The sequence below is a fragment of the Nitrosomonas sp. Nm34 genome, assembly GCF_900113925.1.
Classification (GTDB): domain Bacteria; phylum Pseudomonadota; class Gammaproteobacteria; order Burkholderiales; family Nitrosomonadaceae; genus Nitrosomonas.
On the sequence record NZ_FORD01000002.1, the window covers coordinates 15,500 to 27,412 of the forward strand.

The window sequence follows — 11,913 nt, forward strand, 5'->3', positions numbered from 1 at the left end:
ACACGAATTAATGGAAAATAGAAGAATATAAATAAGCTAGGCTAAGTAATTTACTACATTCCTGGAAAAATTAGCCGTTAATTTAGTCACGACGATTTTTTACCTGATTTATAAAATAATGGCAATTACAGACTGGCCTGAATCCGAACGCCCGCGTGAGAAGCTCCTGAACAAAGGAGCAAAACATCTTTCAGATGCTGAGCTATTGGCTATCTTCTTACGCACAGGTATTGCAGGAAAAAGTGCAGTGGATTTGGCCAGAGAGTTATTAAAACATTTTGGAAGTCTGACCGAATTATTTCTGGCTGATCAAGAGGCACTCTGTCAATTGCCTGGGATGGGGGTGGCCAAGTATGCACAGTTACAGGCTGTTCTGGAAATGGCCCAACGTGCGCTCAGAGAAGAACTAAAAAGTGGCGATATCATGGATTCGCCTCAATCAGTGCGTGATTACTTGCGCCTTAGCCTGGGTGGCAGGGAGCACGAGGTGTTTGTGGGTATTTTCCTGGATGCCAGAAATCGCACTATTGCTACTGAGGAATTATTTACGGGTACACTGACTCAAGCCAGTGTCTATCCGCGTGAAGTCGTTAAACGTGGCTTATATCATAATGCGGCAGCGATAATTTTTGCGCATAATCATCCGTCTGGCGTTGCAGAGCCCAGTAAGGCTGATGAAATACTGACTCAATCGCTGAAACAGGCGCTTGCACTGGTCGACATCAAGGTATTGGATCATTTCATTATCGGTGGTCGAGACACGCTTTCGTTTGCTGAACAGGGTCTGATATGAATTGAAGAATTCATCTGAATCAGGATATAATTATTTGTTTTTATAATGAGGAGTACGTAACCATGGCGCGAGTATGCGAAGTGACTGGTAAAAGGCCTATGACTGGTCATCATGTTTCCCATGCGAATAACAAAACAAAACGTCGTTTTCTGCCAAATTTGCAACACCGCCGATTCTGGGTGGAAAGTGAGAAACGTTGGATTACCTTACGCTTGACCAATGCAGCACTGCGTACTATTGATAAAAATGGGATTGATGCTGTACTTGCCAAAATGCGTGCGCGTGGCGGGAACGTTTAGTGTGTTTAGTGTATAAGGTAACAGCCTTTACTTTAATTAAGATGGGAATGTAATTATGCGTGAAAAAATCAAACTGGAATCTTCAGCTGGAACAGGTCATTTTTATACTACAACCAAAAACAAGCGCACTAAACCTGAAAAACTAGAGCTTACCAAATATGATCCAGTGGTAAGAAAACATGTCAAATACAAAGAAACAAAATTAAAATAAAAAAAAATATTAAGTAATCCAATCGCTATTCTTATTTTTTGCTGCATTGTTAAGTTAAAGGTTTTTTTGCTCTGGCAAAAGCGTCATAACGGCTATAAGTCAGGCTTGTTCAATCAATCCTCTCTGAGTATTGCCAGAGGGAAGCACCGGCATAAGTGATCTTCTGGTAGCGCTCCTAGAGCTTCCTGGAACAAATCGACTTTTTGTTGAGAACTTGGTTCATCTGTAAAGATATCAGCCTTGGTTTTTTGATTGGCACAAGTATTTGTCCCATTCTGGGATTGCTACTTTCTATTTATAGCAGTGATTGACAGAATGTGGAAATAAATACAGCATGTGACAATCGTTACTCAGACTGAGCGACTTCAGTACGTGCGAATCCTGAGCTGCCTGAAAAATAGCGCTTAATTCCGGCAGTGATCGCATTCGCCATTTTGTCTTGGTATGCTTCACTTCTTAGCTTTTCTTCCTCTCTTGGATTGCTGATAAATGCGGTTTCTACCAGGATGGAAGGAATATCCGGTGATTTGAGTACGGCAAAGCCTGCTTGTTCTACATTTCTCTTGTTGAGAGGATTGATATTACCAATTGCGGATAGCACATTTCCGGCAAGCTTGATACTATCATTGATAGTCGCATTGAGAGACAAATCTATTAATGTTTTTTTAAGATAGTGATCCTTATTATCAAGCTTAACCCCGCCGATTAAATCGGATTCATTTTCTTTTTTTGCTAACCAGTTTGCTGTCGTGGAAGTGGCTCCATTTTCAGATAATGCATAGACAGAAGAGCCGCGTACTTGAAGCCTCGGGACAGCATCCGCATGAATAGAGATAAACAAATCAGCATTTGCACGGCGTGCTTTGGTGCGTCGTTCTTCCAGGGGGAGAAAATAATCATTATCGCGAATTAATACAGCATGCAAGTTGGCTTCCTTATCAATTCTGGCCTTAAGCTTTTTTGCAATAGCGAGAGTGACATCTTTTTCTCGGGTACCACTCGGTCCAATTGCACCGGGATCCTTACCGCCATGTCCCGCATCAATCGCCACGATATAATTTTTTGATGGCTTGCGGGCATTACGATCAAGATTTGTTGATAATCCTTCTGGCGGCTTGTGACTATTATTTTTCGTCGGCATCCTGGATTCAAATTCTTGTACCAGTGCCATTAAGGGGTCTTCTTTTTTATTTGATATGGCAGCCTGTTCGGGTGGATAAATATCCAAGACAAGACGGTGACCAAATCCGTCCATAGGATCAAGGGTAAATGTCTTAGGCGCAGCGCTCATTTTTAGTCCGATAATCAGGCGGAGCATCTGAGATCTTGAGCGTTCTATGCGCGCAGCACGAATAAAAGGATCTTTTGCATCAACTTTTCCTGACAGGTCTTCCAGTGCTGGGGTAAGCGTCACCCCTTCCAAAGTCATAATAATTTTTCTGGAATTATTCAATGTATCGAGGGTGTAGTTGATCGGCAAATCGGATTCAAGCGTCAGTCGAGTATACTCTGGACCTGCCCAAAGACGTGTAGAAATAATCTTTGTGCTGGCGAAGGCGCTATGGCTAAATAAAGCAATGAACGTGCATATTAATGAGAGACAAGCTAGCAATAAAACCTGAGGCAGTCTAGCTGCAATGATATGAAAAGTAGTTGCAGAGGTTACCAATGTTTTAAGCATAGTTTTCCTTTTTCAGTTCCAGCCTGAATCTTAATTTCCCGACCCGATTGATGAAATCGGAAAAAAACCTTTATATCTGCATCTGGTAATAATTTATCAGCTTTCTCTGGCCACTCTAGTAGACAAATTGTGTTCTCATTAAAGTAATCACGGAAACCTGCTTCTTCCCACTCAATGGGATCGTTGAAACGATAAAAATCAAAGTGATACAAGTATAGCCTAGAGAATTTATAGATCTCAACCAGATTATAGGTTGGACTTTTTACTTTCCCCTGATAACCCATCGCGTGCAAGATACCGCGTGTTAGCGTGGTTTTCCCGGCTCCGAGGTCGCCACAAAGGAAAACGATTAAGCCGGGATGCAATATATTAGTAAACTTCTCACCCAGCGCTAACGTTGCTGTTTCATCGGCAAGCTGTAAAATAAAAGATTGCTCTGCACTGAAATCAGAAAGAAAAGGATTATGCAAGAAGAGACCTCCACAAATTCATCACTAGATGTTATTTTGTTAAAAGAATCTATCAAAAAATGGGGTAGACAGCTTGGTTTTCAAGATGTGCGTGTTGCTGATGCTAATGCTAACATGTCTTCAGTTGAAGCAGAACTATCTGCATGGTTGGATAAAGGTTTCCATGGTGATATGGATTATATGGCAAAACATGGCACTAAGCGAACTCGCCCAGCAGAGCTGGTACCTGGCACGCTGCGCGTGATTTCTGTACGAATGAATTATACTCCGCCAGCAGTGAAGGAGGGTGGGAGTATTCTCGAGGATGGCAACAAAGCATTTATTTCACGCTATGCTGTTGGGCGTGATTATCATAAAGTGCTGCGTACACGGCTGCAGAAACTGGCTGATAACATTTCGGGCAAAATAGGTGCATTTAATTATCGAGTTTTCACCGATAGTGCGCCAGTAATGGAAGTAGAGTGGGCAAAGAAATCAGGCCTTGGCTGGCGTGGCAAGCATACTTTGCTGTTATCCAGAGAAGGGGGATCGTACTTTTTTCTCGGAGAAATGTATACTGATTTGCCGCTACCTGTAGACGATCCTGTTGAGAGCTATTGCGGTAGCTGTACCCGCTGCATCGATATTTGTCCTACCCAGGCCATTATTGGGCCTTACCAGTTAGATGCAAGACGATGTATTTCTTATCTGACTATTGAGCTTAAGGGTAGTATTCCTGAAGCTTTGCGTATGCTAATCGGCAATCGGATTTATGGTTGCGATGACTGTCAATTGGTTTGTCCTTGGAATAAATTTGCCAAAATTACACAAGAAGCCGATTTCGCCGTGCGTAATGGTTTGGATGATGTCTCACTGGTGGAATTGTTTCAATGGAGCAAGGAAGAGTTCGAATCAAAACTTGCGGGTAGCCCTATCCGTCGCATCGGCTATGAGCAATGGTTGCGCAATATTGCAGTTGGGTTGGGCAATGCACCCTCATCTCCGGCGGTCATTGAGGCGCTGCAAGCGCGCAGTCATGATCCTTCGCCATTAGTACGTGAGCATGTCCGATGGGCACTGCGGCAGCATGAGAAATAGTTGATTTACTGCTGCTGTCTGATGTGGGTATAACATTTGGCAAGGATAGCATTTTCTCCAGAATCAGCTGTAGAGTGGATTCTGGAGAAATGATATAAAAATTACGTTATATCCTAGCGCATGCGCCAAGCGGAATAGGTCGTTTCTCTGTTGAAATCATCCCATATATAGGCAGGATTCGGTATGGGTGTGGTTGGGATCAGAAAAGTGGCAATATCGAGTGCTCCACACAAAGAACGTCCGACTGCATGAACAAGCCCAGTAAAGAAACCAGCCGTCATGCCATAGGCAGCGCCTTGACTACGACCCTTAATCATCATGGTTTTAGGAATTTCTACTACACCAGTGACTGCATTGGCGACACCAGTAGCCAGTTTTTCTCCAATTTGAATAGGGTAATCAGCTGCCATTGTTGTGGTTGGAAAAAAGAATGCCAGTGTGAACAATAACAGCAGCGATGCGATAGATTGTTTCATTGAGTTCTCCTAAATCAAAATAATACAGTAACTGCATCCGCTTAATGCAGCTACCCTGTTAAAGTAATCACATACAACATGACAATAGCACAATTTATTGCATTTCTTAAATGAGAATGGTTAATATCTTAAGGGTGGCTTCAGTGATTGACCCATTGATAATAGTGGATGAGGAGCCGCGAGCGATGCCAGTTAATCAATAGCCTGCTTCAGATTTATTTAGAACGCCCTTTAGCTGTGATAGGCGCTTGCTCCTGGGCCATTTTTCCCCATGTGTCACGTAAAGTAACCGCGCGATTAAATACCGGTTTTCCAGGTTGGGTCTCTATGCGATCCGCCACAAAATAGCCATGACGTTCAAACTGGAAACATTGTTCAGTTTGTGCGTCAAGTAGCGAAGATTCAACCAAGGCGGTTATGGTTTGTTTTGAATGAGGATTCAAGTAGGATTTAAAGTCTTTGTCGCCAGTATCAGGGTAGGGATGATTGAATAGCCGATCGTACACTCTTGTTTCTACTGGTTGTGCATGCCTGGCAGATAACCAGTGAATATTTCCCTTGACCTTGCGGATATCGGCGCCGGCCGTGCCGCTTTTGGTAGCTGGATCATAAACGCAATGTATTTCTTCTATCATGCCTTGGTCATTTTTGACCACAGAGACACATTTTATCAGGTAGGCATAGCGTAACCGAACTTCTGCCCCAGGTGAGAGGCGGAAATAGCCTTTGCTCGGAATTTCCATGAAATCATCCTGCTCAATATAAACGGTTTTGGTCAGGGGCAACATGCGTTTACCCCATTCTGGCTTTTGCGGATGATTCGGTGCATAACATGCTTCTTCCTGATCATCCGGGAAATTATCAATGATGAGTTTCAATGGTTTTAATATGCCAATTCGACGTAAAGCATGCTCATTGAGATCTTCTCTCAGGCAATCTTCTAGAACGGTCATATCTATCCAGGAATCCGCTTTACTGATGCCGATACGTTCAGTAAACAGGCGAATTGATGCCGGGGTATAGCCACGGCGACGCAGACCCGCCAAGGTATTCATACGGGGATCATCCCATCCCTCCACGAAATGACCTTCTACCAGCTCAATCAGCTTGCGTTTACTCATCACACAATAAGTGAGATTGAGCCGGGCAAACTCGATTTGCTGAGGATGGCAGGGGACTTGCTCAACTAGCTGGTCTAACACCCAATCATACAGTGGGCGATGGTCTTCAAATTCCAACGTGCAAAGAGAATGGGTGATATGTTCAAGTGCATCTGAGATGCAATGGGTAAAATCATACATGGGATAAATGCACCATTTATCACCAGTCCGCTGATGATGAATATGGCGAATACGATAAATGACCGGATCGCGCATATTAATGTTGGGAGAAGTCATGTCAATTTTAGCGCGTAACACATGTGCGCCATCTGGGAATTCACCTGCACGCATGCGTCGGAACAAATCCAGGCTTTCTGCTGCGGGGCGATCGCGATAAGGGCTATTTTGCCCTGGCTGAATCAAGCTGCCGCGCAATTGCCGGATTTCCTCTGCGGATTGGCTATCGACATACGCCTGACCTTTTGTTATCAGATATTCAGCGAATTCATATAGTTTCTCAAAGTAATCAGATGCATAATAGATATGCTCTCCCCAATCAAAACCCAACCATCTGACAGAATCACAGATGGCATCTACGTATTCTTGGGCTTCTTTTTCTGGATTAGTATCATCAAAGCGCAGATGACAGACACCACCATAATCGCGAGCAAGGCCAAAATTGAGACAGATGCTCTTGGCGTGGCCAATATGGAGATAACCATTGGGTTCTGGTGGAAAACGTGTTTCGACTCGTCCATTCCATTTACCGCTACGGTTATCCTCATCAATAATATTACGAATGAAATTTGAAGAAATAGTTAAGGTGTTCACAAATTTATCTTTCTAATTGGGTTGCGAATGCGATCATTAAAAGAACTATAATACAGGCCATCTTATTATAGAGTGTGTTTGACCTGCAAAAACCAGAATAAATGTGTTAAATGAACGCAGCGCAAGCTGCTTAAACAAATCAGAACCGAATTTTATCAAGTATTTTAAATTGTTATGACTCAAGAAACTCAATCTGCCATTTCCCAGGACGAAAACCATATTATTGCAGAACGACGTGCTAAACTGGCCGAGCTGCGCAAAAGCCGTAATGCTTTTCCCAATGATTTTCAACGCGATAGCCTAGCCTCAGAATTACATCATCACTACCACGCGCATAGCAAGGAGGCATTGGAGACAGAGCAAATTGTAGTGAAGGTTGCGGGGCGTATGATGTTCAAGCGCGTCATGGGTAAAGCAAGTTTTGCCATCATTCAAGACATGAGTGGACGCATCCAGCTTTATGTTTCCAATGATCATACCGGCCAGACTGAGCATGAAGCGTTCAAGCATTACGATTTAGGTGATATTTTGGGGGCTGAGGGGGTTTTGTTCAAAACCAAAACGGGCGAATTATCTGTACGCGTCACTCATTTGCAGTTGCTGACTAAATCCTTGCGTCCACTGCCGGAGAAATTTCATGGTCTGGCTGATCAGGAGCAGAAATACCGCCAACGTTATCTTGATTTAATGACCAATGAAGAGACACGTCAGGTTTTCACAATACGCTCTAAAGTGATCCAGGCTACTCGGGAGTTTCTGGTAGCGAGGCACTATCTTGAAGTAGAAACACCCATGATGCATGCTATTCCAGGTGGCGCGTCTGCGCGACCTTTCATCACTCATCATAATGCACTCGATATGGCGCTCTATCTGCGCATTGCGCCTGAGCTCTACCTGAAGCGCCTGGTAGTCGGCGGGATGGAGAAAGTTTTTGAGATTAATAGAAATTTCAGGAATGAAGGCATTTCTACCCGGCACAATCCTGAATTCACCATGCTGGAATTTTATGAAGCCTACCAGGACTATGTTTATTTGATGGATTTAACTGAGTCCATGTTAAGGGAAGTCGCGATGAAAGTACTCGGAACAGTCCGGTTCACCTACCAGGAGCGTGAAATCGATTTCTCACGACCCTTTGCCAGGATGACCATCACTGAGGCGATACTAAAGCATTACCCGGAATATACCACTGCTCAGCTGAATGATCGCAATTTTCTGATTGGTCGAATGGAGGAATTGAACATTGCGTATAATCCTAAGGATGGGCTAGGCGGATTGCAGCTTTCCCTCTTTGATGAAACCACAGAACATCTATTATTCGAACCTACTTTTATTATCGATTATCCCGCAGAGGTCTCTCCTCTGGCGCGACGCAATGATCATAACCCAGAAATTACCGATCGTTTCGAGCTTTATATCGCAGGGCGTGAAATTGCCAATGGTTTTTCAGAATTGAATGATCCGGAGGATCAAGCCGCACGTTTCTTAGAGCAGGCCAAAGCTAAAGAAGCAGGCGATGCAGAAGCTATGCATTATGATGCGGATTACATTCGGGCACTGGAATATGGGCTGCCGCCAACGGCAGGAGAGGGGATTGGTATCGATCGGTTGATCATGTTGCTAACCGATAGCCCCAGTATTCGGGATGTTATTTTGTTTCCCCAATTGCGACGGGAAGATTAAGGGGTGAATTCGTATCATAAATACATAACTCGTTGATCACACCGAACTCCCCGCCAGCCGAAGCAAACAATGGTGAGGTAAGTAAAAGCATTCTCATACACAGTTGACGGGATACCTTATGGCTTACGTACAACTTATTCTTGAGGAGAATAATTATACCGAAATGCGTCTGAAACAAGGGCAGCCCGGTTATCACTATACGCAGGCGAACAGGAAGGCTAAGGGCCAAGCAACACCATAAAAGCTAAATCCGAAGCCATCAAAATCACCATGGAGCTCACGAGTCGGATCAACGTGATGCTTCTCAGTGGCACAAGTAACACTGTGGAGCGGTGAAGGATTTTGTATATAAGTAGCAATAAAGAAACTGATGATGAGTCAATAATTTCTTTAGAAATAGATGCTCGCAAACTTATCGCGAGAAGGGAAGGCCAGAGACAAGGGTAGGTCATAGGTTGTAGTGTCGGAACAGAAAAGAATACAAATTTTTTCTTGGTCATCCTGAATTCTTCGTTAAGAACAATAAACTACGCTTCCTGCTTGTTTGTAAATTAGGAGGAGAAAGATCACCTGCCTACAACTTTCCCCTCGAGTTAAACGCTTGTTAGTATTAAACTATCATAAATTCATCGGGCGGTTATGCTTGAGGAGCACGAACCAGACCTATTCCGATATCAAAAGGATCCAGGCCGGTTTGTAAACCTTGAAGGGTCGCGCTACCGACAAGCCGACTGGTTAATGACAGGGGAGTAAGAATACCGACGCTCTTAATTTGCTCAGCCCAAAGGGCTGCAACGCCGGCGACGTGAGGTGTAGCCATACTCGTTCCACTCATGGCCTGGAAGCCTCCGCCTGGCTTAGCAGAAGTGATATTCATACCTGGCCCGGAAATATTAGCACCGGTATTTGAGAAATAGGCTACTGTTAAACCTTGCTCTCCCTGCCCTAAGGCAGCAACAGAAATGATACCTTCGGAGATTGCGGGAGGAGAGACAGTGATCTCAAAATCAGGATTAACATCCCTTCGACTCTCGTTGCCGGCTGCGGCTATGATTACAGATGCCTGTCCAAAAGCGTTTTGGGCTCTGAGCAGGGATGCCACTCTATCAAATAGCTGCACATTGGCTCGGTAGCCTTCCAATGCTCGAGAAGTGGCTAATTCAGACGGATACCCTTGCGTTACCAAATCATTAACCAGTCCGGGGAAATCAATGCCCAGTGACATGGAAATCACATTGGCACCATTATCTACCGCCCATTGGATAGCCTTGACGATGGATTCGCTAGAACCTCCATTCTGCCCTAATACTTTACCAATCAAGGCTTTACTAACACCCGTTGCCACACCGATCCGCTGGCTTCCAGTAGTTCGTCCAAAGATAGTGCCAGCACAATGGGTGCCATGGCCATGCTGATCACCGTTACCCTCGCCAGTGAAATCTTTTTCGATAATTTCCACTCCGGCAAACGCAGGATGATTTGCATCAATGCCTGTGTCGAGGACAGCCACGATAATGCCTTTGCCACTGAATGGAGAAGTGTCCGCTCCCACAGCTTTTACTCCCCAGGTGACATCTCCGACAGCAGGAGTCGCAGTAGCTTCAAGTGGGGCAATTAGCTTCATGGGAATGGAGGGAGCAACGGCCAGCACGTCCCGTTTCTCGGTCAATGTATGAATCCGTTGGCGTTCGATATGTTCAATTTCTACTAACAACGGCGCACCCATGGATGCTTCGGCGGTAGGGAGATTAGAAGGTCCGAGGAGCGTATTGCGTGAGATTGTTGATGGAGAACGTAATACAATGTGATTCTGTTTCATAAACTTCTCCTTATTTAAAGATAGATTCAAGATTGAAGTATCATTCTTGTAGCGTGAGTTCACCATAAGGAAAGCTGTAAAAAGAACCTGAATTCCCTATGAAGAAACAATTTGGGAAAAGGGTTTCCTCACGGGAGGAGGTAGGTTCCGATGGATACTATAGCGATTTTTTGTGCGATTGACGATTTTTGTAAAAGATTGGGGCCGCGTTGGGAGCGGCGCCTATCAGAGTTATTACTGGGACAACGTCGGCGTTTTAAATATAATTCCAGTGTTTTTTCAGGAAACCTAGCATGGGGCCGTTATTTCAAAGGTCACTCCATTTTCATGACGGCCGGTTTTTCCTCTTTGCGAGCTGAAATACAAGCGTGATCCATCGGGACTAAAAGCAGGTCCTGTTATTTCTGAGTGGTCATGGCCGACCAGTTGTAGCAAGGGTTTGATTATTTTATCGGATAAAATCACGATTTGCATATTTCCGCCATCCTCTGCGACCAATAGTTCACCGGCAGCATTGGTGATAATATTGTCCACACCGCTCAAAGCGGGTGCAGCATAGCGGGCGGCATCATAAATGATATCAAGATGGTGAGTATGGGTGTCATAAGCCCATACTCGATTATCACCTTTGGTCGTGAAATAAACCATGCCGTGGTGATACCAGATTCCTTCACCGCCATTAAAACGGCTGCATTGTTTGATTTGTTTGCGTGTGGCAATTCTAATCGCCTCAGGATCAGGTAGACGATGCCAACATACTGTTTTCTGACGATCACCCAGTATTTCAGCTACTTCCAGAAAACCATCTTCCAGATCAGGGTAGCCAGCAGCATTGAGTGAATAGGAGGTATAACGATAGAAACAACCATCAGGCTCGTCTTCGGTAAGATAAAGCTGTTTATTTCGTGTATCGACAGCTATGGCTTCATGTCTGAAGCGTCCGAGCGCTTTTCTGGCTTGTGCTGGTTTTTTTCCATAGGGATCACATTCCCAAACTAAACCGTGCTTAATTTCTTCACAAGAGAGCCATGTCTGCCACGGTGTGGCTCCACCAGCGCAATTAAAGTGGGTATGTTTCAGGATGGGATAGGCATTGATCAACTTTCCATTTTGATCAAAGTGAAGTGCGCCTGCTCCGCCAGCCCTATTTTTCATTTCACTATTGGAAACATAAATCCAGCCACCCTCATCGGTAGCAAAGGTGTTGCCCCCATCAGGTGCAGCGTGCCATCGATAACCAAACAGATTTTGCCCGGAATAGGCAACAATGCGAGAGGAATAGCCTTTGGGTAGGCGAACCCCATTTTGGTCAGGGGCTTGCAGAGGCCCAATTGATGCTAGACTTGATGTGGCTGCTTTGCTGGTGCTGACAGCCAGTAAATGGTGAGCCATCAGGCTAGCTAATCCGATGCAACCATATCGGAGCAGTTTTCGGCGCTGAAAATCGACATGACTACTTTTCATAAAAGAGCA

12 protein-coding genes are annotated in these 11,913 nt (G+C 44.5%); 6 read left to right on the forward strand and 6 right to left on the reverse strand.

The features are described from left to right. Positions 1–118: 118 nt before the first annotated feature. The 3 genes from radC to rpmG all read left to right on the forward strand — a co-directional run bounded on the left by radC (position 119) and on the right by rpmG (position 1,303). Entirely contained in the window at positions 119–793 is a 675-nt protein-coding gene (radC, locus tag BM283_RS01110) for a RadC family protein (protein ID WP_046850998.1), read from the forward strand. 62 nt (positions 794–855) lie between these two features. After that, positions 856–1,092 carry a 50S ribosomal protein L28 gene (rpmB, locus tag BM283_RS01115; RefSeq protein ID WP_046850997.1) on the forward strand — a complete coding sequence of 79 codons (237 nt, stop codon included), beginning with the start codon at positions 856–858 and terminating at the stop codon, positions 1,090–1,092. Positions 1,093–1,147: 55 nt separating this feature from the next. Then, positions 1,148–1,303: a 50S ribosomal protein L33 gene (gene rpmG, locus BM283_RS01120; protein WP_046850996.1), complete on the forward strand. Its 156-nt coding sequence runs from the start codon at positions 1,148–1,150 to the stop codon at positions 1,301–1,303. Between the two features lie 346 nt (positions 1,304–1,649). Here the strand turns inward: rpmG and BM283_RS01125 are convergent, their stop codons facing one another. Both BM283_RS01125 and tsaE read right to left on the reverse strand, forming a co-directional pair. Next, the gene (locus BM283_RS01125; protein WP_090688064.1) at positions 1,650–2,984 is read right to left on the reverse strand and encodes an N-acetylmuramoyl-L-alanine amidase; all 1,335 of its coding nucleotides are present in this window, start codon (positions 2,982–2,984) and stop codon (positions 1,650–1,652) included. Continuing rightward, a complete protein-coding gene (tsaE, locus tag BM283_RS01130; RefSeq protein ID WP_090688067.1) occupies positions 2,966–3,454 on the reverse strand; it encodes a tRNA (adenosine(37)-N6)-threonylcarbamoyltransferase complex ATPase subunit type 1 TsaE in 489 nt (162 codons plus the stop codon). The genes BM283_RS01125 and tsaE overlap by 19 nt, the downstream gene beginning before the upstream one ends. On the opposite strand from tsaE, the gene queG reads away from it, so the two are divergent. After that, positions 3,449–4,531 (forward strand): tRNA epoxyqueuosine(34) reductase QueG, encoded by a 1,083-nt coding sequence (gene queG, locus BM283_RS01135; RefSeq protein ID WP_090688070.1) that lies wholly within the window; start codon positions 3,449–3,451, stop codon positions 4,529–4,531. The genes tsaE and queG overlap by 6 nt on opposite strands. A gap of 113 nt (positions 4,532–4,644) precedes the next feature. Here the strand turns inward: queG and BM283_RS01140 are convergent, their stop codons facing one another. Both BM283_RS01140 and BM283_RS01145 read right to left on the reverse strand, forming a co-directional pair. After that, positions 4,645–5,007, reverse strand: coding sequence for an exosortase system-associated protein, TIGR04073 family (locus BM283_RS01140; RefSeq protein ID WP_090688073.1), 363 nt, complete (start codon positions 5,005–5,007; stop codon positions 4,645–4,647). Between the two features lie 215 nt (positions 5,008–5,222). Then, positions 5,223–6,938, reverse strand: coding sequence for a glutamine--tRNA ligase/YqeY domain fusion protein (locus tag BM283_RS01145; RefSeq protein WP_090688077.1), 1,716 nt, complete (start codon positions 6,936–6,938; stop codon positions 5,223–5,225). Between the two features lie 174 nt (positions 6,939–7,112). On the opposite strand from BM283_RS01145, the gene lysS reads away from it, so the two are divergent. Then, positions 7,113–8,621, forward strand: a complete 1,509-nt coding sequence (lysS, locus tag BM283_RS01150; RefSeq protein WP_090688082.1) for a lysine--tRNA ligase — start codon at positions 7,113–7,115, stop codon at positions 8,619–8,621. 118 nt (positions 8,622–8,739) lie between these two features. Next, a complete protein-coding gene (locus BM283_RS20305) occupies positions 8,740–8,862 on the forward strand; it encodes a hypothetical protein (protein WP_302848271.1) in 123 nt (40 codons plus the stop codon). A gap of 396 nt (positions 8,863–9,258) precedes the next feature. Here BM283_RS20305 and BM283_RS01155 read toward each other — a convergent pair whose 3' ends face one another. Both BM283_RS01155 and BM283_RS01160 read right to left on the reverse strand, forming a co-directional pair. Continuing rightward, entirely contained in the window at positions 9,259–10,440 is a 1,182-nt protein-coding gene (locus BM283_RS01155; RefSeq protein WP_090688085.1) for a S8 family peptidase, read from the reverse strand. Positions 10,441–10,728: 288 nt separating this feature from the next. Beyond that, positions 10,729–11,904: an alkaline phosphatase PhoX gene (locus BM283_RS01160; RefSeq protein WP_090688088.1), complete on the reverse strand. Its 1,176-nt coding sequence runs from the start codon at positions 11,902–11,904 to the stop codon at positions 10,729–10,731. Between the last annotated feature and the right edge of the window lie 9 nt (positions 11,905–11,913).

What these genes read in the sequence shown, in the direction of transcription:
- radC (WP_046850998.1), top strand. Translation starts at nt 119, where the DNA reads ATGGCAATTACAGACTGGCCTGAATCCGAACGCCCGCGTGAGAAGCTC.
- rpmB (WP_046850997.1), top strand. Translation starts at nt 856, where the DNA reads ATGGCGCGAGTATGCGAAGTGACTGGTAAAAGGCCTATGACTGGTCAT.
- rpmG (WP_046850996.1), top strand. Translation starts at nt 1,148, where the DNA reads ATGCGTGAAAAAATCAAACTGGAATCTTCAGCTGGAACAGGTCATTTT.
- BM283_RS01125 (WP_090688064.1), bottom strand. Translation starts at nt 2,984, where the DNA reads ATGCTTAAAACATTGGTAACCTCTGCAACTACTTTTCATATCATTGCA.
- queG (WP_090688070.1), top strand. Translation starts at nt 3,449, where the DNA reads ATGCAAGAAGAGACCTCCACAAATTCATCACTAGATGTTATTTTGTTA.
- BM283_RS01140 (WP_090688073.1), bottom strand. Translation starts at nt 5,007, where the DNA reads ATGAAACAATCTATCGCATCGCTGCTGTTATTGTTCACACTGGCATTC.
- lysS (WP_090688082.1), top strand. Translation starts at nt 7,113, where the DNA reads ATGACTCAAGAAACTCAATCTGCCATTTCCCAGGACGAAAACCATATT.
- BM283_RS20305 (WP_302848271.1), top strand. Translation starts at nt 8,740, where the DNA reads ATGGCTTACGTACAACTTATTCTTGAGGAGAATAATTATACCGAAATG.
- BM283_RS01155 (WP_090688085.1), bottom strand. Translation starts at nt 10,440, where the DNA reads ATGAAACAGAATCACATTGTATTACGTTCTCCATCAACAATCTCACGC.
- BM283_RS01160 (WP_090688088.1), bottom strand. Translation starts at nt 11,904, where the DNA reads ATGAAAAGTAGTCATGTCGATTTTCAGCGCCGAAAACTGCTCCGATAT.